30 protein-coding genes and 2 pseudogenes are annotated in these 26168 nt (G+C 54.8%); 8 read left to right on the top strand and 24 right to left on the bottom strand.

Going from position 1 to position 26168, the window contains the following annotated elements; genetic code table 11:
• Positions 1 to 46: 46 nt before the first annotated feature.
• A complete protein-coding gene (locus AC2FIP_RS16750) occupies positions 47 to 811 on the bottom strand; it encodes a hypothetical protein (RefSeq protein ID WP_496787319.1) in 765 nt (254 codons plus the stop codon).
• The gene (locus AC2FIP_RS16745; protein ID WP_496787317.1) at positions 808 to 1680 is read right to left on the bottom strand and encodes a hypothetical protein; all 873 of its coding nucleotides are present in this window, start codon (positions 1678 to 1680) and stop codon (positions 808 to 810) included. The genes AC2FIP_RS16750 and AC2FIP_RS16745 overlap by 4 nt, the downstream gene beginning before the upstream one ends.
• Before the next feature lie 369 nt (positions 1681 to 2049).
• Between AC2FIP_RS16745 and AC2FIP_RS16740 the strand changes: the two genes are divergently transcribed.
• The 3 genes from AC2FIP_RS16740 (at position 2050) to AC2FIP_RS16730 (ending at position 5297) form a co-directional block, all read left to right on the top strand.
• A complete protein-coding gene (locus AC2FIP_RS16740) occupies positions 2050 to 2886 on the top strand; it encodes an amino acid ABC transporter substrate-binding protein (RefSeq protein ID WP_496787316.1) in 837 nt (278 codons plus the stop codon).
• A 190-nt stretch (positions 2887 to 3076) separates the two neighbouring features.
• Positions 3077 to 4405: a DUF3300 domain-containing protein gene (locus AC2FIP_RS16735; protein ID WP_496787315.1), complete on the top strand. Its 1329-nt coding sequence runs from the start codon at positions 3077 to 3079 to the stop codon at positions 4403 to 4405.
• A 1-nt stretch (position 4406) separates the two neighbouring features.
• Positions 4407 to 5297: a DUF2950 family protein gene (locus AC2FIP_RS16730; protein ID WP_496787313.1), complete on the top strand. Its 891-nt coding sequence runs from the start codon at positions 4407 to 4409 to the stop codon at positions 5295 to 5297.
• A gap of 322 nt (positions 5298 to 5619) precedes the next feature.
• On the opposite strand, the gene AC2FIP_RS16725 is transcribed toward AC2FIP_RS16730, so the two are convergent.
• The 3 genes from AC2FIP_RS16725 to AC2FIP_RS16715 all read right to left on the bottom strand — a co-directional run bounded on the left by AC2FIP_RS16725 (position 5620) and on the right by AC2FIP_RS16715 (position 7730).
• Complete coding sequence (locus AC2FIP_RS16725; RefSeq protein WP_496787422.1) at positions 5620 to 6294, bottom strand: IS6 family transposase; 675 nt, start codon at positions 6292 to 6294, stop codon at positions 5620 to 5622.
• A gap of 67 nt (positions 6295 to 6361) precedes the next feature.
• The gene (locus AC2FIP_RS16720) at positions 6362 to 6733 is read right to left on the bottom strand and encodes a 3-methyl-2-oxobutanoate hydroxymethyltransferase (protein ID WP_496787311.1); all 372 of its coding nucleotides are present in this window, start codon (positions 6731 to 6733) and stop codon (positions 6362 to 6364) included.
• A 10-nt stretch (positions 6734 to 6743) separates the two neighbouring features.
• Complete coding sequence (locus tag AC2FIP_RS16715) at positions 6744 to 7730, bottom strand: sterol desaturase family protein (protein WP_496787310.1); 987 nt, start codon at positions 7728 to 7730, stop codon at positions 6744 to 6746.
• 101 nt (positions 7731 to 7831) lie between these two features.
• Between AC2FIP_RS16715 and AC2FIP_RS16710 the strand changes: the two genes are divergently transcribed.
• Both AC2FIP_RS16710 and AC2FIP_RS16705 read left to right on the top strand, forming a co-directional pair.
• Positions 7832 to 8755 carry a LysR family transcriptional regulator gene (locus tag AC2FIP_RS16710; RefSeq protein WP_496787309.1) on the top strand — a complete coding sequence of 308 codons (924 nt, stop codon included), beginning with the start codon at positions 7832 to 7834 and terminating at the stop codon, positions 8753 to 8755.
• Positions 8756 to 8983: 228 nt separating this feature from the next.
• Complete coding sequence (locus AC2FIP_RS16705) at positions 8984 to 9271, top strand: DNA polymerase beta superfamily protein (RefSeq protein ID WP_496787306.1); 288 nt, start codon at positions 8984 to 8986, stop codon at positions 9269 to 9271.
• Between the two features lie 188 nt (positions 9272 to 9459).
• Here AC2FIP_RS16705 and AC2FIP_RS16700 read toward each other — a convergent pair whose 3' ends face one another.
• From AC2FIP_RS16700 to AC2FIP_RS16650, 11 genes are all read right to left on the bottom strand, one after another.
• On the bottom strand, positions 9460 to 9903 hold the full coding sequence (locus AC2FIP_RS16700; protein ID WP_496691432.1) for a YqfO family protein: 444 nt from the start codon (positions 9901 to 9903) through the stop codon (positions 9460 to 9462).
• An 80-nt stretch (positions 9904 to 9983) separates the two neighbouring features.
• Positions 9984 to 10688: an ArsR/SmtB family transcription factor gene (locus AC2FIP_RS16695; protein ID WP_496787304.1), complete on the bottom strand. Its 705-nt coding sequence runs from the start codon at positions 10686 to 10688 to the stop codon at positions 9984 to 9986.
• Between the two features lie 1108 nt (positions 10689 to 11796).
• The gene (locus tag AC2FIP_RS16690) at positions 11797 to 12054 is read right to left on the bottom strand and encodes a hypothetical protein (protein ID WP_496787303.1); all 258 of its coding nucleotides are present in this window, start codon (positions 12052 to 12054) and stop codon (positions 11797 to 11799) included.
• A 13-nt stretch (positions 12055 to 12067) separates the two neighbouring features.
• Positions 12068 to 12769 (bottom strand): NapC/NirT family cytochrome c, encoded by a 702-nt coding sequence (locus AC2FIP_RS16685; RefSeq protein WP_496702551.1) that lies wholly within the window; start codon positions 12767 to 12769, stop codon positions 12068 to 12070.
• A gap of 29 nt (positions 12770 to 12798) precedes the next feature.
• Positions 12799 to 13236, bottom strand: coding sequence for a nitrate reductase cytochrome c-type subunit (locus AC2FIP_RS16680; RefSeq protein ID WP_496787302.1), 438 nt, complete (start codon positions 13234 to 13236; stop codon positions 12799 to 12801).
• A 12-nt stretch (positions 13237 to 13248) separates the two neighbouring features.
• Complete coding sequence (napH, locus tag AC2FIP_RS16675) at positions 13249 to 14166, bottom strand: quinol dehydrogenase ferredoxin subunit NapH (RefSeq protein WP_496787301.1); 918 nt, start codon at positions 14164 to 14166, stop codon at positions 13249 to 13251.
• Entirely contained in the window at positions 14163 to 14981 is an 819-nt protein-coding gene (napG, locus tag AC2FIP_RS16670) for a ferredoxin-type protein NapG (RefSeq protein WP_496709119.1), read from the bottom strand. The genes napH and napG overlap by 4 nt, the downstream gene beginning before the upstream one ends.
• Before the next feature lie 27 nt (positions 14982 to 15008).
• Positions 15009 to 17501, bottom strand: coding sequence for a nitrate reductase catalytic subunit NapA (napA, locus tag AC2FIP_RS16665; protein WP_496702287.1), 2493 nt, complete (start codon positions 17499 to 17501; stop codon positions 15009 to 15011).
• Positions 17498 to 17791 carry a chaperone NapD gene (locus tag AC2FIP_RS16660; protein WP_496787299.1) on the bottom strand — a complete coding sequence of 98 codons (294 nt, stop codon included), beginning with the start codon at positions 17789 to 17791 and terminating at the stop codon, positions 17498 to 17500. The genes napA and AC2FIP_RS16660 overlap by 4 nt, the downstream gene beginning before the upstream one ends.
• The gene (gene napF / locus AC2FIP_RS16655; RefSeq protein ID WP_496787298.1) at positions 17788 to 18303 is read right to left on the bottom strand and encodes a ferredoxin-type protein NapF; all 516 of its coding nucleotides are present in this window, start codon (positions 18301 to 18303) and stop codon (positions 17788 to 17790) included. Before napF ends, AC2FIP_RS16660 begins: the two co-directional genes overlap by 4 nt.
• Before the next feature lie 117 nt (positions 18304 to 18420).
• Complete coding sequence (locus tag AC2FIP_RS16650) at positions 18421 to 18705, bottom strand: transposase (RefSeq protein WP_496787296.1); 285 nt, start codon at positions 18703 to 18705, stop codon at positions 18421 to 18423.
• A gap of 5 nt (positions 18706 to 18710) precedes the next feature.
• On the opposite strand from AC2FIP_RS16650, the pseudogene AC2FIP_RS16645 reads away from it, so the two are divergent.
• Positions 18711 to 18970: pseudogene (locus AC2FIP_RS16645) on the top strand (IS110 family transposase); the annotation flags it as partial.
• A gap of 197 nt (positions 18971 to 19167) precedes the next feature.
• On the opposite strand, the gene AC2FIP_RS16640 reads toward AC2FIP_RS16645, so the two are convergent.
• Positions 19168 to 19767, bottom strand: a complete 600-nt coding sequence (locus AC2FIP_RS16640) for a hypothetical protein (protein ID WP_496787295.1) — start codon at positions 19765 to 19767, stop codon at positions 19168 to 19170.
• A gap of 234 nt (positions 19768 to 20001) precedes the next feature.
• On the opposite strand from AC2FIP_RS16640, the pseudogene AC2FIP_RS16635 reads away from it, so the two are divergent.
• Positions 20002 to 20181: pseudogene (locus AC2FIP_RS16635) on the top strand (PepSY-associated TM helix domain-containing protein); the annotation flags it as partial.
• Between the two features lie 310 nt (positions 20182 to 20491).
• Here the strand turns inward: AC2FIP_RS16635 and AC2FIP_RS16630 are convergent.
• From AC2FIP_RS16630 to AC2FIP_RS16605, 6 genes are all read right to left on the bottom strand, one after another.
• Positions 20492 to 20965, bottom strand: coding sequence for a GNAT family N-acetyltransferase (locus tag AC2FIP_RS16630; RefSeq protein ID WP_010443838.1), 474 nt, complete (start codon positions 20963 to 20965; stop codon positions 20492 to 20494).
• A gap of 76 nt (positions 20966 to 21041) precedes the next feature.
• On the bottom strand, positions 21042 to 21413 hold the full coding sequence (locus AC2FIP_RS16625) for a VOC family protein (protein WP_496787294.1): 372 nt from the start codon (positions 21411 to 21413) through the stop codon (positions 21042 to 21044).
• A gap of 48 nt (positions 21414 to 21461) precedes the next feature.
• On the bottom strand, positions 21462 to 22118 hold the full coding sequence (locus AC2FIP_RS16620) for a methyltransferase domain-containing protein (RefSeq protein ID WP_171329870.1): 657 nt from the start codon (positions 22116 to 22118) through the stop codon (positions 21462 to 21464).
• Between the two features lie 50 nt (positions 22119 to 22168).
• Positions 22169 to 22588, bottom strand: coding sequence for a DUF6326 family protein (locus AC2FIP_RS16615; protein ID WP_010443833.1), 420 nt, complete (start codon positions 22586 to 22588; stop codon positions 22169 to 22171).
• Between the two features lie 62 nt (positions 22589 to 22650).
• Positions 22651 to 23307: a DUF2306 domain-containing protein gene (locus AC2FIP_RS16610; protein WP_496787292.1), complete on the bottom strand. Its 657-nt coding sequence runs from the start codon at positions 23305 to 23307 to the stop codon at positions 22651 to 22653.
• 34 nt (positions 23308 to 23341) lie between these two features.
• Positions 23342 to 23962 (bottom strand): class I SAM-dependent DNA methyltransferase, encoded by a 621-nt coding sequence (locus AC2FIP_RS16605; protein ID WP_496702852.1) that lies wholly within the window; start codon positions 23960 to 23962, stop codon positions 23342 to 23344.
• 189 nt (positions 23963 to 24151) lie between these two features.
• Between AC2FIP_RS16605 and AC2FIP_RS16600 the strand changes: the two genes are divergently transcribed.
• Positions 24152 to 25066: a LysR family transcriptional regulator gene (locus tag AC2FIP_RS16600; protein ID WP_496787291.1), complete on the top strand. Its 915-nt coding sequence runs from the start codon at positions 24152 to 24154 to the stop codon at positions 25064 to 25066.
• Positions 25067 to 25277: 211 nt separating this feature from the next.
• Here AC2FIP_RS16600 and AC2FIP_RS16595 read toward each other — a convergent pair whose 3' ends face one another.
• A complete protein-coding gene (locus AC2FIP_RS16595; protein ID WP_496787290.1) occupies positions 25278 to 25910 on the bottom strand; it encodes a tyrosine-type recombinase/integrase in 633 nt (210 codons plus the stop codon).
• Between the last annotated feature and the right edge of the window lie 258 nt (positions 25911 to 26168).

Raw genomic sequence — 26168 nt, 5'->3', positions numbered from 1 at the left:
TCGAAATAATTAGATTCTATCTACCGCACTAAGCCGTTGGCTAGGTTCAGCGGGGCGGAGGTGGAAGCACCTTCTTCGACTGGAGTACCTGAAGGATGTCAATAATCGCCTCAGTACTCGTTTCGATTGAACCTCGGAAGAACAGTCCAACGCCACCTTCCCCTAACTCCCGTGTGCCACCGGCGTCGTAAGTCGGCGAGAGAGAGACAAGTTCGGGAGGTAGTTCTGGGCATACCGGGTTTCTTTGAAGTATTGCGTTCGCGGTCTCGATGAATACCTGCCGAACCTTTTCGACATTGCCCTTTGCATCGGACGACTCGGTGAGTTGATCCGGAGCAAGTCTCAGGTCATCCAAACGGAAAAAATGGCAGTCATCTTTGAATTCGGCCGAAGCGGAAGCACCCACCGTCAAACCACCAGCGAAAGTGTTCTCGCCGCGTATAGATCCACCGCCGCTGCGGCTTTCGCATCGGAAAAGCTCTGCTTCGATCCTCCCACTTAGCGAAATCACTGTATCGCCGGCACGGGCCGTTGCTTCGGTCACACCGATCAGTGCGTTGCAGACATCTACAAACGCGGCTCGTTTGAGTTCCTCTACAAGTATTTCGTTTGCTCGGCGTAGGTCTATGACACTTTCGATTGAGATCCTTGTCGCGTTCACATCTTTTAGTCTCAATGCCAGATCAACGGGAAACTCACGATCTCCTAGCTTGACGTCCCCGCTTGCTTCGAAGGTAACCTCTTCAGCCAGCAGCGCGGATCCGAAAAGCCCGGCAGTAGCTAGTATCAGAAGAAAGATCCGATCCATCATCCTGCCCCCCCAACAATACCGCGAGATTGCATAACCGCCAGGAGTTCCATCATCGTCATCGCACTGGTGTCGATTGAGCCGCTCAACGCAACACCGATGCCACCGTCACCAATTTCTCGTGTACCGCCGGCGTCGAGAACCGGATTCAACGAAGAAAGCTCCGAAGGCATCTCCGGACAAATCACATTCTCTTCGGTGAACTCCTTTGCCTTGGTGAGAACGACCTCCTCGACACGCTCCGTGAGGCCAATTAGGTTAACCAACCCGCCGACAAACCCAGTAGGTTGAAGCACGACGTCGGCAAGATCAAAGTGAACGCATTGATCTTGAACATTGGCGCGTGCCGCTGCGGCGATCCCAACAGTCGTCGAGATAAAGCGAACTCCACGCCCGTTGGTCCCCTCGGATTCTTCGTTTCGACAACGATAAAGCTCGACGTCCACTGAGCCTACGAGTTCAATGAGATCACCGCTGGCGCGGGCGTCGTCGAGTTCAAAGTCAACATTCAAAGAGCAACTTTGTTCCAGTGTACCCGACAGAAGCGCTGGCGCTTGGACTTGGATTTCTCGCAGATCTAAGAGCCCCCGGAAACCTAGGCGCGTTGACGTCACACTGCTGATGCCCGCGTTAAATGCGTAAGGTAGGTTTTTCCCACGAGCGGGAATCTTGTTTGAGATGCTCAATTGAACTTCCCCGGCGTAGTCGCTTGGCGACGCATTCTGTGCACTGGGTCGAGCGTTCAACTCGGACTTCAAAAGTTCTGGGTTCGTGGTTGCGCAGGATGCGAAGAACAGCAAACACACAAAGGCAAAAGGTACGGATTTACGCGCCCCAAGTTCCGCCAAACTCCATTGTAGTTCTATTCCCATTACCCTTCGCTCAACCTCACCGTTGAATATCAACCCTAACGTACAGCGTCACGGCGAAGGTCAACAGTTTGCACCACGAAAATATACTGGTGCGGTGTTGTGTTGTCGCAACGACTTGCAGTTGACGCGGGTCCTTTGAAACTTCGAGCATAAGCTCTTCCCACAAGACTTTTCTCTCGCGTTAAGCCCTGAGCAGGTGCAGATGCATTCGGGCATCTGCCAATATTGCGAGGGTTTGCTTTCGATTCGTCGCCATGCCAGCACCTCTCATCAACAAACCGACTCCTAGGCGACACAATGTGTTTTACTCTCGACACAGGGTGCTTTTCACCTCCACAAGGGTGTTACGCCACTAAAGAGGGAAAAACCATGCGCTTGCTTTCTATACTTATTGTGACGATTCTATTCACAACCGGCGCGGTTGCCCAAACAATCGACAGGATAACAAAAAACAACGAAATCCGATTTGGTTTTCGAACAGATGCTGCTCCGTTGTCTTACATTAACGACCAAGGTCGCCCGTTTGGTCTGTCACCGTTGATTTGCGATCATGTAGCGAAGGTAATTGCGCAGAAACTGGAATTGAAGGATTTGAATGTTCAGTTCATTCCGGTCGACTCTAAGGATCGTTTCGACAAAGTAGCTTCCGGAGAGGTGGATATGCTCTGCGGGGCAGCGTCGATTACACTTTCCCGACGCGAAATTGTTGATTTCTCAATTCCAACTTATGTCGATGGCACGTCCATATTGTTACCAATCGAGGCTGAGGGCACCATGGGTGCACTCGCGGGAAAGAAGGTTGGAATGAGAAGCAGCACAACAACAGAAGCGTCCGTTCTGAATTCATTTGAAGCTGCAGGTATCGACGCAGAAATGGTGCGGTTCGCTTCACACCCAGACGGTATCAAAGCACTTCGAGACGGTGAAATTGACGCCTATTTTGCAGATCAGTCGATTTTGCTGGTCAACTACATTGCTGCGGGACTAAAGGGCAAATTCAAACTATCCCAGGAAATACTGACGATAGAAAAGCAAGGATTGGCCATCGCGAGGGGTGACGAAAACTTTCGACTCGTTGTCGATAGTATTCTGTCAGAAATGTATGCTCAGGGCACAATGGAAGAGATATTTCGTCTCGCTTTGCCGGGGGTGGAGCCGAGCGAAGCACTAAAAGCTCTGTACGTTTTCGCCCCCATTAATCCCTGAAGCTTGTCGCGCAAAACAGTTTTGTCGGGAGTTAATCACCCTGCACAATAGAAGCTGGCCTTGTAAGCAAACTGACCGCTCAAGCCAGCTTGACCAATGACCATGTTTTACTAAATGATCCTCCATTTGGCAGGCCAGTTGCCAGAATCACGGTCTTAGGCGATCCTTCGATAAATTGAAGGATCGCAATATGTTTAGATATATAATATTTGCTCTCAGTTTAAGCGCATCTAACGTCCTGTTCGCACAAGAGGCGTCCGATACTGTTGCAACGGAAGTTACGTCTGAAACTTCGTCCGACCTTCTATCTGATGCTGAGTTGCAAACTTTGGTCGCCCCGGTGGCTCTTTTTCCCGACACTCTACTCATACAGATATTTGTTGCGGCCACTCAGCCGCTGGAGATTGTTAAGGCAGAACGGTATTTGTTGGATAACGCCGACCGCGACCCCATAGAGCTCGAGCCGGAAATCGAAGCTATGGGCTGGGATCCGTCTGTAAGTGTATTGGCCACGGCGTTCCCCGAAGTCGTCGGTCAAATGGCCACCCACATCGATTGGACCGAGACAGTCGGCTCCGCCATGCTGGCCCAGTCCGACGATGTACTGGATGCGGTGCAGGTAATGCGGGATCAGGCAATTGACAGCGGAGCTCTTGTTTCCGGGCCCGAGCAAACTGTCGAGGTATCTGATGAAGAAACGGTTGTAATTACTCCGACACAACCCGAAACAGTGTACGTCCCGCAATATAATCCCGAGACTGTCTATACCGGCCCGTCGACCGGGGACGTAGTGGGCGCGGCCTTGCTGACATTTGGCACCGTGGCGCTGATCGACGAGATTTTCGACGATGACGACGATTGGTATGACTATTGGGGGTGCCGGAATTGCGGCGGATGGGGCGGTGGCCCGATATACAGAAACCCGGACATCGACATAGACGTCGACGGCAACGTCAATATCGGTAACGATATAGATCTTGGTGACCGAACTGATATCGGATGGAAACCCGATCCTGACCGAAAAAAGGAAGCCCGGGACAAGATCGCTGATCACAAAAGGCCGGAAGGTGGTCGCGGCGACCTGCCTGTCAACCGCCCCGAGGGCCGCACGGACGAACTCCGCGCAAAACTGAGCCGTGAATCCGGTGCTGCAGACATTAGCAGGGGAGACGCGGCAGCAGTTGCAGCTGGTGCAGGGGCGGGGGCTATCGCGAGCGGTGCTCTGGCCAATCGAGGTAGTGGGGGCAAGTCCTTGCCGCAGGTGAATCGCGGTAACATTGATCGGGACAAGGCTGCTGCCAAGCAGCAGGCCATCGATCGGACTAAACGGCCAGATGCGGCGAAGAAGCCTGTCAAAAAGAAACCGCAAGCAGCTAAGAAACCTCAGGTAAAAAAGGCCACGGCTCAGCAAAAACCCGCTGCGTCCAAAGGTAAGGCTATGAAGAAAAAATCTTCAGGCGGCAAAGCTCACAAGGCGTCCAAACGGGGACATGCTGCCAAAGGCAAGGGGAGGCGGTAACATGCGTAAATCGGTTTTTTCTATTTTAGTGATCGCAGTGGCTACTGGACCGGCGTTTTCCGACGGTGCCCTGTTCGAAACTCCGCAAACCGCGCTGGACGCTTTTGTCGAAGCGTTAAGGGCCGATGACCAGAATAAGCTGCTCGAGATTTTCGGACCAGAGGCAGAAAATCTAATCGGAACGGGTGATCCGGTGGAAGATCAGCAAAGAAGGCAGGAAGTGCTTGGCATGTATGCTGAAGGATACCGCTTTCAGCCCGAGGATGATGGGGTTTTTCTTCTGCTTGGCGAAGATAGTTGGCCCTTTCCGATCCCAATTCTGAGAGCTGAAAATGGTTGGAAGTTTGATTTAGAAGCCGGGGTAGAGGAGCTTTCCGCCCGTGAAATCGGACTGAATGAATTGGAAGTGATCGAAACGCTTGAGGCCTATGTTGATCTTCAGGCGGCGTTTCGTCTTGTGGACCACAATGGCGATGGCGTCATGGAATTTGCCCAAACGATCATATCGGATCCCGGCGCACGAAACGGCCTCTTCTGGCCAGAAGAAGACAGTTTTGTCGGTGAAGCCCTTGCCCGCGCTACCGCCTCGGGGTGGAGCGACGGTGCGGATGATTTCGAACCCGAACCTTTCCTCGGTTACTACTTCGCAATTTTACAGGGGCAGGGACCAAATGCTCCGGGTGGTGCCTATTCCTATTTTGTCGGCGATCGGTTCGTGGCGGGTCACGCCTTGCTTGCGGTGCCTGCGGACTACGGAGAAACGGGTATCCATTCTTTTCTCGTGGGTGAAAACGGCACCGTGTTCGAAGCGGACTTTGGGCCGGATACGCTTGAAATAACAGCTGAGATATCTACCTATGATCCCGGCCCAAATTGGTCACCAGCCGAGTAAATTTAGATTGGCGGCGACGCTTTGTTGCCGGGCTTTGGTTTGACCGCTTTGTTGCCGCGTGCAGGTGTAGATTGAATGCAATTCTCGACTTAAGTGGCACTGGTTCGGGAAGGATCGATTTTGGGAAATCTAATTAATCGATGAAAAAACTGCCCTTGATTCAATTTGACCCAACTTGCCCGCAATGGTTTGATCGAATGGCCGCTTTGTCCGCGTTCTGTGAGTTCGCTTGTGTTGAGATATTGCGGTCGTAGCGAATGACCGCAAAGGGTTGTGTCGCAAACTTTTGGAGCGGCCAGAGGCGGCGATTTTGTGGACACATCTATCCTGCGATCTCAGCAAATAGCCGAAAGCCCGAGGTAGTAGTGCTGGAGAATTGCTGCTTCCGGATCATGTTGGCCACCTCAATGCCATCCAATGTGGCTGACGCGGATTCGAACGACTTAAGCCCACGGATGAGCCGAACACGCCGCTTTATGATACGATGATCCTGTTCGATCATGTTGTTCAGATACTTGGACCTGATTGCCTGTATTTTGGCTGGGTACCCAAATCGCCTCAGAATTCTGTTCACTTCTCGAATACCGGCCGCGTTTGCTCCGCTTTTGTCGATGACGATCTTGCTCGGGATTCCATTTGACGACAGCGCTTTGGCAAAGAACCTTGCAACAGCTGAACGATTCCTTCGCTCAGACAGCATGAAATCAAGGGTGTTTCCTGCTTTGTTGACAGCTCGATAGAGATATATCCATTTGCCGCGAACACGTATGTAGGTCTCGTCCATTCTCCAGGACTTCTGTTTTGGGCGTTTCTTCGATTGCGCTCGCGCGGCGACCAACGGTGAGAATTTTACAACCCATCTGTTGAGAGTAGCGTGGTTAACCTGCACACCGCGCTCAGCCATGATCTCTTCCAAATTACGATATGACACCGTGTACCGCAGATAGAAATACACAGCGTACAAAACCGCATCCTTGGGGAAATGGCAGCCCTTCAGTAGAGATCATGTTGAAACCTGTTCAAAATCTATTCGACGGGAACAAACGTCAGATCACGCATATTCGTCAAATGGACCTAATAGTTTGCGACACATCCGGCACAAGTCCGACGTGGCAAATGACGGGAATACCTTCGCGAACAAGTGCCTCGACTATCCGCGGGCTGTAGCCGCAATAGACCGACTGCGCACCTGCCATCATTGCGTCCATAGCATCGCGCGAAGCCTCTGTCGCATCTGCATGTTTGCCCCATGGCAGGCCAAATTGGAAATGCGTTTCAGGCACAGCTTTGGCGAATTGGGACCGCTCTGACACAAAGGCTGTGCCAATCATGTCCATGCTTGCCTGCGCCGCCGCAATCGCTTCTTCCTCACGGGCAACTTGCACATATGCAATTGTGCGTTTGCCTTTAGCGTCCAGTAGGTCCTTAACCGTCATGCCACCCGTATCATTTGGCCCCGTTTGTAAATTTCTTGCGGCGTTCGCGGATTTTCGCGTCAGATTCGACAGTGCCATCATGGAACGAGCCAAACCACTTGTCCCACGGCAGTTCGAGCGATCCGTAGTTACATTCAAAATAACGGTGGTGCATCTGGTGATGGAACGTCCCCAACTTCAGGCGGTTCTTGTCCTTTACCAGCATGCCTTCAAAGCCCGTATGTGTTGTCGCAGCCGTCAGCGTGTAGTATTGCAGGTGAAACAGGATGTGGAGCGGGTGTGCGGCAACCACAAAATGGATCAACACTGACCCAAGGAAAATCAGGTGTTCGACGGGATGCATCGCCATGCCTGACCATGGGCCGACGTTGATGTTACGGTGGTGCAACGCGTGCACGTGCTTGTACAAGAATGGGATGTGCAGAAACCGGTGAATCCAGTAGAAATAAAAGCTTTCCCAGACCGGTATCAGCAGGAACAGGGCAATGAACCAGATCGGGTGCGCGGCCCATGTCAGCATAGGGGCATAGCCATTGGCCATCGCCCAAAACATCAGCACCTCATAGAATGTCCAAATTGTCACGCCACTGGCGATGGTCCAGAACATGTTGTCGCGGATTTGCCCGCCTAGCGTGAACTGCCGCCCGTTTTTCATCAGGGGGCGCGGGTCGTACTTCAGCTTCTGCCCCTGTTTGGTGAAGGTGTAGAAATAAAGATGCAATCCTCCGGCCACGAGAGTCATCAACGCAACATTGCGGATGAACATCTGTGCAATCCACCCGACGGCAAGCGTTTGCGTTTCTTCTAACGGTGGCTGAAACCAATAGAACGATATGCAGGCGATCGCGACCACGATCAATCGTTCGGTGATGAAGAACCAAGAGTTCCAGAACCACTTCACCATCGCCATTGGGCGCTGCGGCCAACTGAAGAAGGGTGACACTTGAAGCGGCACGTTTGGCGTGTGGTTCCAGCCTTTGAGTGGTGCGTCAGACATCAGTCGCCTCCGATATTAACAGCACGTATATTTTTGCACGATTTGTTTCGACGGAAAAATAGTATTAAAAGATCATCATCATCACAAATTCAGAGATAGAAATGCCACTGACCCTTAAAGCAATGGAGTATTTCACGACTGCCCTGCGTCATGGCAGCATCGTAAAAGCGGCGGCGGAGCTGAACATCGCGGCCTCCGCAGTTTCCAGCGCGATTGATCAGGTCGAGGCGGAATTCGATCTGACCCTTGTGATCCGCCAGCGCGCGCGAGGAATCCAGGCGAATGCGGCTGGGCGAGATGTGGCGCGAAAATGCGAACACCTATTGGAGGACTATCGGTCTCTTCTGATTGAAGGAACGGAGCTGAAACAGTCGCAAAGCGGAACGTTGAAGATTGGTTACTATGCTCCCATCGCGCCCGCGTTCCTCCCGCAAGTTTTTGATGCGCTCTTGCCAAACCGAGCTGATATCACCCTTGAGCTGGAAGAATGTAACAATGATGAGGCACAGGATGGGCTGCTCAAGGGGAGATATGATGCCATTTTGTTTGTGGCTGAAGGTGTTCGGCCTTCCATCAAATTTGACACTTTGATTGCGGCACCTCCGTATTGCTTGCTGCCAGAGTCCCATCCATTGGCAGGCCAGGATGCAGTCACGATCGCTCAGATTGCAAAGGAACCCTTGATCGTGCTGAACCGTCCCGTGGCCGCCTCCTATTACGAAGGTCTGTTTCAATCTGGAACACGGCAAGCGCCCGTCTCGGCCTATGCGAACTCGACCGAAATGGTACGCTGCCTTGTCGCCGCAGGAAGGGGGTGCGCCATCCTGAACATGCTGCCGCTGACGTCCGAAACCTACGGTGGCGCGTCCGTCGTCGCCCGTCCGATTTCAGATACCTTGCCACCATTGACGCTGGCCCTCGGGTACGACAGCGCGCGCCCAAGGCGGATCGTTCAAGAATTCGCGCAAGCCTGCCGCGATCACTTCACTGCATCTGGGCCAACTCGATGTGTTATTTCGAGCTAGTCCGAGATAAGCGGCCATTGGGGCGCATGCAGCGAAATGGTGCGATGTCCCGCAATGTGTGAGTTTGAGCAGCGCCAAAATTTGCACTAGCAGCGAAAGACCGGAATGCGGGCTGCGTCCGCAGAATGCCAGTGGGGTGTTGAATGCCTTTTATGGGCCGAACCAAGAGTTTTCTAGGTCTGCTAGAATGCCCCCTGAGACGCATACGAAAAACCTACGGTACCCGATATGTCGCCGCCGATGAACCTGCATGATCTCATTAAAGATCAGGACCTGGCACCCGACCTCATCGGGCATATTGACAGACTTTTGGTGTTAAAAAGCAAAACCAAGGAAATCGGCCGTGGACAACGCATAGCGATCCTTGACGATTTCATACACGATCAATTGGCGTGGGCAGCCGTGGTGAAAAAGAACGAAGATCGCCTCGACCTCATCGCCGAGGGTAATAACTTGCTGCGGTACATCGTTAGGGAAAATGCCACGGCCAGAAATGCCATTATCGAAGGCATGTGACAGCAGATCGGGCATTCAACGAGGGACAGGTGCATATAACATCCGAACCGCGATGTGCAGGAGCTTTCCGCTATTGCCTTGTTTACAGGAAATCAAAACCGGACCCTAGTACAGCATGCGGCGAAGGTTCCAAAGGAGCCCTTGCTACTTATTCCTTGGGGTTCAGAGATTGCTTGGTTCAACCTCACTTACCAGTGCTCTTTTGGCACCCAATCTTCGGTCTCGTTGTTCCAGAACCTGTTAGGATTGTCCTCGTCCATTCCCCGGATATGAAGCGTCCGCATGCACGGTTCTACGAAGATCACCGGCTCTTCGTAGGGGTGTGATGAATAGATGTTTCTTAGAACCTGCACGGTTTTGGCTTCGTTACTGTCCAGAAAGAATGACAGTTCCACACAGGGTACCTCGACAACCTTTGAGGTTGCCATGTTGCGCCCACTCCCCAGGGATCTGAATTGTTGCATTCCCGGCGCGGTCTGATAGGTGACGCAATCGTAGTCGCCATATTTCAGAACGTCATCGACCAGAACCGCGTCAATGATCTTTTGCGCATGTGTATCTGGCACCTGGACAACGATCCGCAGACCGTTTTCGGGAACGAACCTGTCATTTTCGAGTTTGGGCAATGTCATGTTTATCTCCAGCAGCTTCTGCCGAAATAGCTCGTATTGGCGATGCTGTGGAAAATGACGGTTCGTTATCGGCCGAACTGTCAATTGTCGTCCGAGCCGTCCAGAGCCTTTCTGCTCAGGCCAAACCAGCGTTCGAGCGCATCGAACCCGTCGTCGGAAATGGTAAGAGCGCGACTACCGGTCCTGCGCTCCAACCAATTCGCTGTCAGTGACTTCTGCATGATCGCTGTGGCCAGCGGGCCGGAAATGTGGTGCCGACGCTCCGTCCAGTCAAGGCAGAGTTTTGCCGGAGGTTTACCCGATGAAACTCGTGGCGGCTCGATCCCGATATCATCGAGGAAATCCTGATAGCGAGGTCCGGATGTCAAAGCGTCATCTCTGAGATTCAGCACATTAAGGGCAACAAGGCGCTTCGTCATCAGGACGCCGAGCTTACCAGCAATGTGATTGTAGCAACTGCGTGCGCGTTGTGTGTCTGTCGCGATCCGGCCCGGCCGAGACAGGTGGTCGGTCGGTGACAGGGTAGCCAATCCTTCCAGCACCCGGGCAACGTCAGCACTTGCCACCCAGTGATAAACATGCCGGCCGCTTCGCAAAGAAGCGGTCAGACCGGCAATTTCGAGTTGCTTCAAATGGGCACTCGCGGTCTGCGGGCTTACCTTGGCCGCACAAGCCAGCTCTTTGTTGGTGAATGCGCGCCCGTCCATCAGTTCGCACAGGATGCGGGATCGGCTGGGATCGGCGAGCGCGGCCCCGATTATATCCAGTCTCGGTTCGATTGCCATGCAAGACAGATTAAAGACAGAAAGCGAATGCAGCCAGTAATAACCGTTCGATGGCGAACGAAATGAGCTTTAAAGCGGACGCAATCATGTGTCTGTGTTTGTCCCGCTAGAAAGCCACTGGCGTTAGTCCCACTGAATCGCCACTACTCAACCAGAGATCGCTTCACATAACACCGGTTCAGGACGTTCGCAGTTTGTTACAGCGCAGCGATTCAGCCGAAGATTGCGAAATCTGCCGCTCCTGACGTGGGGCGTCGACAACCGCAATGCGAACAACGTTGACCTTCTTAACGCTTACCTCAAGGCTAGGTTTCGGAAACTGAATGCCCAAAGCAACAACAATGTCTGGGCCTTGTACTTTACCAATCCGGAAAACGTGTGGTGAAATAATTGGGGATACGGACTGCAAACAGGCGCTTCAGCGCAGACCTATAGGCAATGCCTGTGGTAACTTTTGCCGGGCTCCCATCTTTCGGAGAATAGACGTCCAGACAGTATACATTGTGCCGAGTGAGCGTTGATGCTAGGCGTCGACGGTAAACTCGACCTTGCGTTTGATCTTCAGGCCGGACGTTCGAGTGCGGCTGCGGCATCCCACAGGCAAGAGCTCGCGTTGTTTTTTGCGCAGTACAAAATGGTGGGAGTAGGACAAGCAGAGCGCTGATCCTGCCAGGCCAAATCATGGCTCCTAGGATTATGCGCTTAGGGGCGCCATTGTGCGCAACAAGATATGGAATCAATCTGCAGTGGACTCATTGAGGCCTACTTGCCTGAATCAATTTGGCCGAAACACTATCTTTTAGGGTTTGATATGGAATCTATTTTATTGCAGCTAGATGTCGGGATACCGGTCCATTGCAAGGCGTGGTCGAATACTCCAGTGGCGCGTGGGCTGCAACTGACAATCTGCACCAACGTGAGCAATGGTCCCTCCGCACGGATTGCTCGACAGTTCTGACGGCTTCCATCTCGAAAACCTATCAGATGAGAAATCAGGGGATGTCCATTCCATCAGAGCCCTTCCGCACCTAGCCGCTATCTACCCCAGAGCATCGGGTAAAGGACCAATCACTAAGCCGCCATTGCCCAGCACGCTCCGGTCTTTCTGTTAGACCGTTGCCCCTTTGATACGGATCGCAGAACCCAGTGTTCCGGCACACAGACCCACAACAATGGCGATCAGAAGTTCGGTCATTGCAACATTGGCAAAGTCCCAATGGGCAAACAGCAGCGTCCCAACAATGCCGATCAAACCACCCATCATGGCCCCCAACCAGAGGCGGCGCGTCATCATGCCAAGCGCAATGCCCAGAATGCCTGGAAGGCCGATGATGTTGCCTCCGATTGTTCCCAGAAGTTCCAGCATAACTTACCCCTTTTCAGTCCGACTGTATGGTCAGGTATGACCGGATTTCTGTACTGCCGTCAGCAACCTGTTGTTGCAAGTTACCTGCAGATTTATTAGCCAACGCATCGGTGATTTTCTGGTATTCTTCCTGATAACCCTGCGGCAGGCTGTGTGCGATGCCTTGGTGGCAGTCGATGCAGGTCATGTTGTTGTCAATTGCCCGCTGATGTTCCGATGCAGCGCGTGCTTCTTGAATGGTGAAATCCATATAGTCAAAGTTATGGCAGTTGCGGCACTCGCGGCTGTCAGAGGCCTTCATCTTTTTCCAGACCGCCGAAGCCATACTTAGCCGATGCGCTTCGTATTTTTCAGGCGTGCTGATGGTTCCGGCAAGCTCGTGATAGACATCTTTAACAGCCATGATCTTGGCCTTGATCTTGTGGTTCCATTCATGTGGCACGTGGCAGTCAGAACAGATCGCGCGGACACCGGAGTGGTTGTTGTAGTGGATCGTCTCGCGGTATTCGCCCAGATTGGTTTCCATCGTGTGGCACGAGGTACAGAATTCCTCGGTATTGGTCAGTTCCAATGTCCAGTGGAACCCACCCCAAAACAGAATACCGGCCAGAAACCCGGCGAGGATCAGAAAGCCCGAGCTGAACATAACAGCCGGGGTCCAGATCGCGTTCCAGAGGCGGCGGATCCAACCGCGGTTTTCGGGGGAGTCTGCCATCTTGGTGCTCCTTTCAGACATGCGTTGGATTAATTGCCGGACGAGGGTTCAAACACGTTGTCGACCAACGCAGGCGCATCTGCCTGAGGCACGTGGCACTGGTTGCAGAAATAACGGGTCCCGGCGATGTGATCCAACTCATTGCCGTCACGATCCAGATAATGGGTCATCGACAGGGTGGGCGCATTGCGTTCCCCGGCTTTGGTCCAGTCATGGCAAGACAGGCATTGATTGGTGCGCACGTCGATCTGGTATTGCTCGATCGAGTGGGGGACAAGCGGTGGTTGCTGGCGATAGTTACGCTGCATCCGTCCTTCCACGTTCTTGTGAATCTGGTCCAACGGAATGGGTTCATCCACCTCGGCGCCACGCAGGGTTTGCACCGGCGCGGATTGCGCAAGGACGAACCCGCTCAGGAATATAACGGGGATCAGGGCGACGACACCTGTCAGGATTGTCTTGTTCATCTCGGCACTCCCTTAAATAGGTCTGGCTACGCGCGGTTCAGGCGCGGGAACTGGATCGGAAGGTGCGGCGACTTGGTCGTCGAACCGGTGAGTAAATTTGAAGACATCAACTGCACAGACATCGATACAGCGACCACAGTTTGAGCAGTCGGTTGACAGGATCAGCGGCGTGGCACCCGGCTTGCCTTTCAGCGCGGGCGAAATGATGTGGTTTTCGGGGCAGACGGCATAGCAATCCATGCAATCGTCACAGGCCGAGCGGTTAACCGCGCTGACCCGTAACAGGCTTTTGGTGCCGATCAGGCCATAAAACGCACCGACCGGGCATATGTGGCCGCACCAGCCGTGACGGGCGACAAGCACATCAAAGACAAAGATCGCAACGACCATGGCCCAGACAAAACCGGCCCCAAAGATCAGGCCGCGATGCAGCATGGTGATTGGGTTGATAATCTCCCATGCGATCACGCCGGTGAGGCCCGAGACGATCAGCGCGGTGGCCAATATCCACAACCGCGTGCGCCTTTTAGGTTGCCAACCTTTCGGCAAATCCAACCGCCTGTGCAGCCAGTTTGCCGCGTCGGTCACCGGGTTGATCGGACAGACCCAAGAACAATAGACGCGGCCCCCGACCAGCGCATAGGCCACCATGACGATCAAACCGCCAATCAAAGCGGTCAGCGCCGGCCAATGCCCGGCGATCATGCTTTGCAACAGGATGAATGGGTCCGTCAGCGGCAGTACACCAAGGGTCTGCGATCCTGCCAAGGTACCTGTAACGACCCAGGTGCCGAACCAGGGTCCCAACAGGAACAGGACCAGAAAGAACAGCTGACTGATACGGCGCAGTATCAGGTATTTATGCGCACCGACCCAGCCTTTGACCGCCACGGCTTCTTGGCCTATGGGCATATGTGTGCGGGTGGTCATTGTCCCACCCCTGGAAGATCATAGCCGGGTTCAAAACCACCCGGTGCGATCAGATTGTCGACCCCCGGGCCGGGCAGGCGGTCGGGCAGGTCGATTATGCCTTCGACAACCGGCGCGCCCTTGGCATCTTTTTCTTCCCAACCTTTGCGGTAATGATCGGCGCTGCTGCCCCGCGCAAGACGTGCCGGCAATACCTTGATTGCGGCTTCTGGCAGAACACAGCTTTTTTCGCACATGCCACAGCCGGTGCAGCGGTCGGCATGTACAGTTGGGATAAACATCGCATGGTGGCCCGAGCGGGCGTTATGCGCTGTTTCCAGCGTGATCGCTTCGTCTATCACGGGGCAGACACGGTAACAAACGTCACACCTCAAACCCAGGAAGTTCAGGCAGTTTTCCTGATCGACCAAAACCGCGACGCCCATTTTGGCATCGTCAATGTTATCCAACTTGGGATCTAGCGCACCGGTCGGGCAGGCGGCAACACAAGGGATATCGTCGCACATTTCACAAGGCACATCGCGAGCGGTAAAATATGGCGTGCCCGTCGCCCCGGCATCCGACCCAAGCTCGGCCAGTTTCAAGGTATCATAGGGGCAGTCTCGCACACACAGCCCGCAGCGAATGCAGGCCGACAAGAACTCCCGCTCTGGCAGCGCACCGGGGGGGCGCAAAGCCTCGGCCGACAATGCACGGGCGTCGCGGGCCAGCCAGGCCAGCAGTGATCCGGCGACCATACAGCCGCCTGCCGCACGCGCCGTATCCTGAAGGAAGCGGCGACGTTTCGGCGAAAGAGGTGTCTCGGCGAGTGGCATGGGGATTACCTTTGCGATCCGTGCCGATTACGCGCGCTCGACCTTACAGGCGCATTTCTTGTAGTCGGTTTCCTTCGACAGCGGACAGGTTGCATCCAGCGTCAGCTTGTTGGTCAACTGGTGTTCATCAAACCACGGCATAAAGACCAAGCCGCGCGGCACCTTGTTGCGCCCGCGTGTCTCAACCCGACTGGTGACCTCGCCACGGCGGGTCGACAACACGATTTCCTGCCCGCGGCGCAGGCCGCGATCCTTGGCGTCTTGTGGATGCATATAGACAACTGCCGACGGGAACGCCCGGTGCAGTTCCGGCACCCTGCGTGTCATCGAGCCTGAATGCCAATGTTCCAGCACGCGACCAGTAGACAGCCACAGGTCATATTCTTCGTCCGGCTCTTCTGCGGCGGGTTCGTAGGGGGCAAAGATGATTTTTGCCTTGCCGTCCTTGTGACCGTAGAATTTAACATCCGCGCCTTCGGGCACATACGGATCGTACCCTTCGCGGAAGCGGTAAAGGGTTTCTTGCCCGTCCACGACCGGCCAGCGCAACCCGCGCGCCTGATGGTAGGTTTCGAACGGTGCAAGGTCATGTGCGTGGCCACGGCCAAATTCGGCATATTCCTCAAACAGGCCTTTCTGAACGTAGAACCCAAAATGCTCGGATTCGTCGTTGTCAAAGCCTTCCGCAGTTTCGGCTAGGGGGTACTTATCCACCGATCCGTTGGCGTAAAGCACATCATACATCGTCTTGCCGCGGTGTTCGGGCATCTTGGCCAGCAGCTCTTCATCCCAAACCTCTTCAACGGTGAAGCGCTTCGAAAACTCCATCAATTGCCACAGGTCCGATTTTGCTTCACCTGGCGCTTTCACCTGCTGACGCCAGAACTGCGTACGGCGTTCCGCATTGCCATAGGCGCCTTCCTTTTCGACCCACATGGCGGTGGGCAGGATCAAATCGGCAGAGACAGCCGTGACCGTTGGATAAGGGTCAGAGACTGCGATGAAGTTTTCCGGGTTGCGATAGCCCGGGTAACCTTCCTCGTTGATATTGGGTGCCGCTTGCATGTTGTTGTTGCACTGCACCCAATAGGCATTCAGTTCACCATCCTTCAGCTTCCGGTGCTGCAAGACAGCATGGAACCCGGGCTTAGGTGGAATAGTACCTGCCGGGATATTCCAGGCGGTTTCGCAAATCTGACGGTGTTCGTCATTTGCCACCACCATGTCAGCAGGCAGGCGGTGGGCGAACGTGCCCACCTCACGCGCGGTTCCACAGGCCGAGGGCTGACCGGTCAGCGAGAAAGGCGAGTTGCCGGGTTCTGAGATCTTACCAACCAGCAGGTGTACATTATACATCAGCGAATTCACCCACGATCCGCGGGTGTGCTGGTTGAAGCCCATGGTCCACAAGCTCATCACTTTGCGGTTCGGGTCTGCATATTGTTGCGCCAGCTTCTCAAGTTTATCGGCGGGCACGCCAGACAGTTCGGCTGTGTATTCCAACGTATAAGGCGCGACCGCCTCGGCGTATTCTTCAAAGCTGATCGTCTCGAGCTTGCCCGAGTTTGGGTTCTCTGCCTCTTGCTGCAGCGTGTTTGTATCGCGCAGACCATAACCGATATCGGTGGCGGTCTTGGTGATGTTGACGTGTTTGTTGACAAACTCTTCGTTCACCGCGCCGTTCTGAATGATGTAATTGGCGATGTAATTCAGGATCGCCAGATCGGTCTGCGGGTTAAACACTAGGCCATTATCGGCAAGCTCGAACGAGCGATGTTCGAATGTCGATAGAACATGCACTTCGCATCCCGGCTTGGTCAGGCGCGTGTCGGTCAGGCGCGACCACAGGATCGGGTGCATTTCGGCCATGTTCGATCCCCACAGCACGAAAGTATCCGCGTGTTCCAGGTCGTCATAGCAACCCATCGGCTCGTCAATTCCGAAGGTACGCATAAAGCCCACGACCGCGGACGCCATACAGTGCCGCGCGTTGGGGTCGATATTGTTGGACCGGAACCCGGCTTTCATCAATTTCGAAGCAGCATAGCCTTCCCAAACCGTCCACTGGCCTGACCCGAACATGCCGACACTGGTCGGGCCCTTCTTGGCCAGCGCCTCTTTCCATTTGGCAGCCATGACGTCAAAGGCTTCGTCCCAACTGACCGGCTCAAACTCACCGTTCTTGTCATATTCGCCGTTGGTCTTGCGCAGCAATGGGGTGGTCAGGCGATCCTTGCCATACATGATCTTGGACAGGAAATAGCCCTTGATGCAGTTCAGCCCGCGATTGACCGGCGCGTCAGGGTCACCCTGAGTGGCGACAACACGCCCGTCCTTGGTACCTACCAGCACAGAACAGCCGGTGCCACAGAACCGGCAGGCGGCCTTGTCCCAGCGAATGTCAGGGGTGCCCACCTGCGCGGCGGCCTGACCAGTGGCCAAAGGAATACCTGCGGCAGAGGCCGTCGCTGCGGCCGCTGAGGCCTTGAGGAATGTCCGACGAGTTTCTGATATGGTCATAGCGTGGGCCTCCGGCTGGTGGTTTGGCTTGGGGCATCGGGATGCGGATGGTTGTCCGCAGTGTCCTCGAAATGGTGGTACGTTAACGTCAGAGAAATCACCCCGGGGATCTGGTGCAGGTCCATGATGATCTCGGACGCAAGGCGTGTCGGCGTGTCTTCGACAACAATTACGAAACGGCCGTCTTCGGCCTCGGCGTGAATTTCGACACCGACCGTGACTTTCATTGCCTCGGACGCCGCCAGTGCCTGCGCTGGTGCGATATGTAAAAGGCATCCGCAGATATTCATTGGCTGACTTCCGTTTGAGATATGGTTTTGCGTTTCAATGTGACGGCATCGACCGGGCATGACACCATACACGACCCACAGCCAGTGCAGGCGTCGAGGTCTAAAGATGGATCCGCGCGGCCACCCAGTTGCAGCCTGAAGCTGATGGCGTTCTGATCGCAATTATCCTGACACACTCGGCAGCTGACACCGTTGACAGACAGGCAGGACGCAGCTTCGACCGACGCGCGCCACGGCCAATCTTGCAGGCGTTCTATGTCCAGGGCATCCGTGGGACAGGATTGAGCGCAACTCCCACAAAAAGTGCAGGGACCCTCGGTGGGTTGAAACACCGGATACCCATCCTGACCAATGGCAATCACACTTTCGGGGCAAGCTTCGACACAGTCGCCACATTTACTGCATTGATCTGCAAAACCAGGCACAACCGAACCCGGAGGTCGAACAAGATTACTGTCCTCCCGGAATGCGGTGACGCCCAAAAATGCGCGTCGGCTGGTCAGTTGACTCATATCGCTTTGACCTGGCTATCTCTGATTCCTTTTCTGAGTTTACTGCATAATCGTTCTGAGGCTGGTACATTTTGATCCAGATCATTATTTGAGCGCATCGTTCTTAAACGTTTTGAGCTATTTGACGTCTGGAATGCCACCATCCGTACTGCTTGAAACCAGATGAGCGATGACACAACAAAGCCAAACCGCCATCTGTCTCAAAACATCTGATGACGTATAGCCGTCCATTGCCAACCGTTGCCACGTCGACAGGTGATTGGGCCGTAGATCATGTCGTCGCGCAACTTCATTGACCTCACACCCAGGACCAACGACTTGGCCACAACACGACCCTTGAACGGTTCTGAAGGTGTAGACGCCCCGGCTGGCCTCGGTGTGCCATTGTGGGTTTGCAAACATCCTGAATGGAGGCGTCACTGGAAGAGATTGGCCTGAATTTGGCGAAGAATGTGTTCCAGGTGCACGGAGCGGCTAGAACAGGTCACCCGGTTCTTCAGAAGAAACTGCGCATGGGCAGGTCCTCGAGTACTTTGCCAAATTCCCGCGTAGCGTGGTTGCAATGGGGGCCTGCGCCAGTGCGCATTATAGGGGGCGCGAGATCGGTCGTTTGGGTCACGAAGTCAGGCTGTTCCATCCGGCCCTTGTTTCAGGCTGGGCGAAGCGCGCGAATGGCGGGTAAGTTTGGTGTTTCCATGACTGATCCTACGAACCGCCATTCCATCCCACTTCGACAACCCGACGTTGACCGGTGTAGCATATCACTGGATGCTGCATCGCATCCGACGTCGAGTTTGAGCCCAAACTTCCAAATGCTGCGATCAGTGCGAATGGTAATGCTCGAGGTGAGCCGCCGTCCGTTAATTAGCAATGATCTCCGATAGCGTCAGCCCACCCGTAGCTTGCTTTGTTGCCGCGAAATGCTCTAATTTCTTGAATGATGGTGTCGAGGGACCCTATAGATTGCTGGACAATCCACATGATTGCTTCCTGAATTGTGCTGTAGCCACCTTCTATTGTTGTGCTCAAGCGAGCGTGTGACTGCTCGAGGTCAGCCTTGGCATTAGACCGAAGTCTTGAGCCATGTTTTTCCAGATACTCAGATATCGACTTGCTAAGTGCTGTTAACTCCAAGTGAAGGGATTTAGCCGAAGCGGTGACATCACCGCTGTCTATGGCTTCCTGGACACTACGCGCTGTTGACTTGATCTGGCCATGAAGAGACCTTGTATCTCTGTCGAACCGTGCTCCACTTGTAGCAGGGCCGACGTCTCGCTCATTCACCCGATCGCGATCGGCGCCGGATCGTCGGTGTAAGCCTTTGCGATCATGGGAATTACTCTGCCAGTTTGCGCTGAGCAGAATGGTATGATCGATTGTTGTTTCGGCTTCAACAGCTTGTGGAAAGAAGTCGAGACATAATGAAAGCACTGTGAAAACAATAGCCTTTAGTGTGATCTCCACTGCAGCGATCCTATATTGAAATGCCCATCTCAAGCTTTTTAGCTTCCGAAGCATTGAGACCGCAACCCTCACTATCGCGGACCTTATCCGAGTTTTACTGTGCCTACTGCAAAGGTTACAAGGAATGGCAGGAATAAAGAGAGATAGCAGGCTTTCGAGTGGACAGGACTAACGACCTAAAATTCCGCAAACAGTGAGCATAATGGCCTTCTGGCTTCGCACTCGCGGCAAAGGGCAGCAATGCGGGCCGCGCCCCCAATGCCGAAGGACATGCCATTGTGGCAAGGTGCCGTTCTAGTGGGGCTGGCCGTCTCTATGGCCTTCCCTCTCGCTGGGCTGACGCTTCTGGCAGTGTTGACCTTGGACGCATTCTTACTTTCGCGGGTTCCAAAGCTCAAACAGATGCTCACCTGATTTCGTCGGTGCTGGGCTGCCCCACATGGAGCAGCCCACATACCTAACGCCATACTTAACTGTCATCAGCAGAATCGACCGTATTTGATTCTTCTAAAGCCGCTAAAGGAGACATTGGCACAAGTGCAGCGAAAGATGACTTCGTCCCGCGACTTGATCCTTAATCCGCCCGTTGACGTTGCTTGCGCAGCGAATGGCCGGTCTGGTGAAGCTGCAGTGCGGCGGCGGCACTTACGATAAATGTCTCTTATGGGCCGCGAGTTACAACACACTCTGGAGCTGGCGATGTACCAGAAATCGGACAATGCTGTCACTCTGTCGCAAGTTGAAATTTGAGGAAGGTCGCCCCGTCATAGTCGACTTCGCCAACCCGCCAAGCACCAAGTCTGTCGAGTGCCCGCAGGTTCGTGCGTGACGGTGGTAAAAGGAAGGTCACATACGGGATGCGTTCATCGGAAATTGCAAAGTCGATCGCCTTTCGCGAGATGCGCGGCCCGAGGCCAAACGTGTCGGGCCGCAAGACCAGTCCGAAATCCCACTCGGCTCCTTCTTTTTGAAATCCACCCCAGCCGACATATCGGTCATCGGACAAGAATGCCCAATGTCCAAGTCCGTCACGGTGCCAACACTCTTCCTTTTTGGCGACAAACCGCGCCACTGTCTCGGCATTCCAAGTAAATCTCAGAAGCGGCATATGCTCGGCGACACGAGGGTCGGACATGTGCGCTAAGATTTCGGTTGGGTCGATTTCCGACAATCGGACGAATTTTATTTCAGATCTCATTGCGGCGTCTTTCGATGTGCTCGTCTCTCATTGTCCGCTGGACGCGATATTTCAACAGCCAACTCTTTGCCTGCTGTCACGCTGGGACATACGCATTCAGTTTGTTGCCATCCAGATCCCGGAAATACCCTCCGTAGAAACCATGATCTCCGCGTGTGCCGGGGGGTCCCTCATCTGTTCCGCCAAGTTCGAGGCACTTGGCGTGAAGCGTATCGACGGCTTTTCCGTTGGTCATTTTCAAAGCGACCATCACCCCGTTTCCAACGCTTGCCGGTGCCCCATTGAATGGACAAGCAAGGCATAACGCAGGCTCGGCCCTTGAGCGGCCCCATGCGGCCATATCGCCGTGTTTCCAAAGACGGTTTGCGCCCACGCTCGAAAACAAGGCGTCGTAGAATTTCAGCGCGGCCTCGAAGTTGTTGGTTCCGAGGGTAACATATCCAATCATGCTTGATCTCCGTAATTCTGTGGTCGTCATTTTCAACTTTAAGCCCGGCTACAAAGACCCCTGGGTTGCTGCGCCAGACCGCCTAGCAAGTAAGGTCGAGGCCGGACCATGGCTCGGAATTGCCCGCACTTCAAAATTTTCGAAACGCTCGATTGCCTGCATCAATCGGGAGCGGGACATAAATCGGCCGGTCCCGCGAAACAAAAGCGCCTGGCGCATGAGGCTGCCGGCAAGACCACGGGCAGGCTCATCCGCGCAAAACGCGAGACAAAGCGCGCCGCCGGCTCGAACAACCCTGCAAAGCTCACTCAAAGCCAGGTGGGGATCGGGGACGGTTTCCAAAGCCCAAGCACACGTCACAAGATCGAACGTGCCATCTTCAAACGGCAGGGACTCCAACCGTCCTTGTATCTTCGGCACAGGAATGTCGGCGCAGCGTGCAAGCATCGCTGCGGACGGGTCGAGAAGGGTCATCAAATTCGGCGGCATGCCCTCGGCGATCAGTCTACGTGCCAGGTTGCCGGTGCCGCAGCCAGCATCCAAAAGCCTCGAATTCGGCGTCGCAAGTGCACGCACCAGACCTTCCAGGGCGGCCTGCGCCTCGCCGCCTGCATGACGCAGCCAGCGATGATGAAGTTTGTCGTAGCGAGGTGCGAGCTTGTCATAAAGATCAAACGCATCGTCTAAAGGCGTTTCTTCCAACATCTATTTGGTCCTATTATTCATTCATCGTGTCCGCGGTGCGCGCACGTTTTTTACGGAGAACTTGCGTCGGATTGCGGCGCGGTGTGTTCGTTCTCGGGCCACGTCCATGCGGTCCAGAGAATTGCGATTAGAGCCACGATCTCGATGACGAGGTGGAAGGTGTCATCCATGTCGGTGGGGGCCGAGGAAAGGAGCGTACCGGTTGTGACGATCGCTGCAAGAAAGGTGACAGGGCGACCAATCCTGCGGGTTAGCAGGAGCGAAAAGAGCACCATCGCAATCGGCACTTGGACGAGGAAACCGCCCAAAAGCATCAGCCCTTCGGTGATCTCGATGCCGTTGTAATGGCCTGTCAGCAGCATCTCGATATGGGACGCGAGGACAAACTGGTGAATATCGCGAAAGATGATGTTGAGCAGTATGAACAGCCACAGGGCCGACAGAAGAATACGGGGATCGAGCCGTCTCATTTTGGTGTCTTCTTTCTGTGTTTCTGGAGTTTGCCGGTATCAGGTCGGGAGCACGACCGGGTTCAGATCACCGCGCCGGATGTGCGCGTTGCAAAGGCGCGGCGGATAAGGAGTTCCGCAATCGCAAGGTTGATGGTCCACGCCCCAACCATCAGGAGGTCTCGCGAAAACCCCTGCAGTTCGGTGTCAAAGAGGGCCATTGCGACCAGAAAGAGCGCGGTTTGCGTTGAGGCCCCTTGGCCGATGGCATAGGCGCGCAGCATCGCGGCGCGGTGCGCGGCGACGTTTCGCGACCGGATCGCGACGATGGCCCATGCGATGAGGGTGACCATCGCGAGGCCGAGCGTGACCCTTGCCCCGTAAAGTACTGGTCCCTGCAGGGCATCGGGAAATGCGTAGGACACGGTCATCCAGAGCCCGGTTAGTGCGCTGATGCATCCCGCTGCCGCCACAATCCGCCCGAGGGTCCTGTGCAGGGCCGGGCGGTAGCGCCTCAGGCTCGGGAGGAATTGCACAGCCCCCACAAGGCAGAAAACTGAACTGCCGAGGATATGCAATGTGATCGGGAGGGGATCGAACACCGCACGCGGGTTCGGCGGGATGATCGCCCGAGCGCCGAGAAGTTCCGGAAGCCGGACCAGCCCTACGACTGCCGGAATGAAAGAGTAGAGGAACAAGAGGGCAAGGAACGCCCATTCGCGACGGCTTATAAAGTGCATGCTTCGGTCTCTCAGAATAAGGCGTCGGTCTGCCTCAGGCGGGCTTGCGCGCGACGATAAAGGGGCTCAGTCGGTTCTTTCCGAAATACCGTGTCTGCTCGATTTCGAACCCGGCGCGGATCAGGTGTCGGGTCAATTCAGCGCGACTCAAGATGATCACATTAGGCGCGATCCGCGCGGCCATGAGCACGCGAACCATGGCTCGCATCCAGCGCGGCGCGTCCTTCAGACAAACCGTCTTTGATATGAAGTGACCGCCGGGTTTCATTTGGTGGAATGCTGCATCCAGTACGGTGGGTATGTCGTCCACCAGGTGAAGCAAGCTGAACGCGCAAATGGCGTCGAACGGTTGGCCAGGAATGTGTTGCGCCGCCTCCGCCTGAAGAAATTCTGGTGTTCCCGCGGCATCGCCACCTGATCGTGACCGGGCGATCCGGATCATCTCGGCAGAGAGGTCGGTTGCAGTCACATGAGCGACGACAGGCGCGATCTTCCTGGCTGTGCCGCCTGTGCCACAGCCGATTTCAAGAACGCGATCGGTCGATCGAAGAAGCGCAGTGACGCATTCCAGCTTTTCTTCGTAGGCGGTGACATCGGCAATGGGTTTCTTGGCGTACTTGGGCGCATGCCGGTCCCAGAAGGCTTGGGCAGTCATGTCGGTTTCCTTTGCGCGTTGCACTTCAGGTTTGAAGCGGCGCGGATGCGCCAGTCGTAAGAAACTGCGGAATGCATTGTGTCGCTTTCGATTGCAGAGACCGGGCCGATCTCGTTTCGCATCCGGTATCATCCATGCGCTCATAAAAGGTCGATTGCTTAAATTCGTCCACCTGCTATACGCTCATGAATGAACTGGCAGGCCGTTTCCTTCGATTGGAACCAGGTACGCGCCTTCCTCGCGACAGCGGAGGAAGGCTCGTTCAGCGGCGCGGCGCGCGTGCTGAAGACAACGCAGCCGACGATAGGGCGGCAGATCGGTGCGTTGGAGGAGGCACTTGGCGTCACGTTGGTAGAACGCAGCGTCCGTGGTCTTACCTTGACGGAAGCAGGGCGCGACCTGATTGATCACATGCGCACGATGGGCGAGGCTGCGACGCTCATCTCGATGGTGGCCGACGGTAAATCTCAGGATGTCACCGGAGAGGTCACGGTCACGGGAACGGACCTCTTGTCAGCAGCGATCCTGCCAGGCGTGCTCAAGCCGTTGAGACAGATGGCGCCGGGCATCCGCGTCCGCATTCTCGCGTCGAGTGAGATGCAGAATTTGACGCAGCGCGAGGCAGACATCGCGATACGCCACGTCCGCCCAGATCAGCCGGACCTGATCGCACGGCACTTGGGCGACTTTCGCGCCACTCTCTATGCCGCGACCGACTATCTCGATCGTGCAAGCCGCCCACGGACTCCGCGCGATGTGGCTGCACTCGATTTCGTCGGCAATGCCGACCCAGAGAGGCTAATGGCCCCACTGCACAACATGGGCGTGCCCGTTCGCGCAGAGAGCTTCGTGATGTCGAGCGAGAGCGGTGTCGTCGCATGGGAATTGGTGAAAGCGGGCTACGGCGTCTCTATGCAGCCCGAAACGTTGGGCGAGGCTGAATCTGGCATAGAGAAGGTCTTGCCGGATTTCCCTTCGCTTGAGTTTCCAATCTGGCTGGTCACCCATCGGGAGTTACAGACCAGCCGTCGTAACCGGATCGTATTCGACCTGCTGGCCCGGGGTCTGTCAGACGTTGCGAAGCGCCGAAGTGGTGGCGATTAACAGGTGCAAAAGCGCCGAACCCGGAGCAAGTAAGGTCGCGTGGCAATAGTTGAAGCTGCGCTTGCACGAGTTCGTTTTGTCCGATGAGTGTACGTTAATGTTGGAAATGCTGCGCAATCGATCAACTTCCGCTTTGGGGAAGCTGCAATGCGGCAACTTATCTCGCGATGAACGGCTGGTTTGGGCCGCCCGCGAGAGCGGCCCGTTGACTTTAGATCTCTATCGCTTCGGCGATTGCTAGGGCATCCTCGAGTTCGACGCCGAGATACCGGACTGTACAGTCCATCTTAGTATGGCCAAGCAGAAGCTGAACAGCGCGTAGGTTTCCGGTCTTCTTGTAGATCTGAGTGACCTTGGTTCTCCTCATGGAATGGGTGCCGTAGGCGCTTGCTTCGAGGCCGATCGACGTGACCCAATCGCGGACAATCTGTGCATATTGGCGTGTCGAGATGTACAGGCGTTCATGAAATCGGCCGGGCCAAAGGTACTCCGAACCGACCATCAGCTCATCTTCCATCCACTTCTCAACAGAGGCACGTGTGCCCTCTGATATCTCAAAGCGCACGGGTTTCTGCGTCTTGCTTTGAAGGACCGAAGCCCGTTCCTTAATCTGACCCGATGACATGACATCGGCGACCTTCATCTTCACCAGATCGCAGCCGCGAAGCTTACTGTCGATTGCCATGTTGAAGAGCGCAAGATCGCGATGATTTTCGGCAAGCTCGAGGCGAACTCGGATTGCCCAGACATGTTTTGGTTTCAGCGGTCGCTTCTGGCCGACGATGCGTCCTTTGTTCCAGGCTGGGCGAAGAGCACGAATGGCAGGTAAGTTTGGTGTTTCCATGGTTGATCCTCCGATCCGCCATGCCCGCCCACAACGACAACCCGACGTTGACTGGAAAATTTTATCACAGCATGCCGCGCTGCCTCCAAGGTCCGCGATGAGCCCAAAGCGGAATTGCTTTGCCACGAACATTGGCAGCTAAAGAAACGCAAGTAACTAACTCCGCGGATATGAAGGTGACCGTTTGCTGAATGCGCGACAGGTATTTAAGCATTACCTTTTTAGTTGTGCGTGTATGCCTGTACCTGTGCTTTCTAT

Source organism: Ruegeria sp. CDSB114 (assembly GCF_059611025.1).
This window is presented reverse-complemented; position numbering and strand designations above follow the sequence as displayed.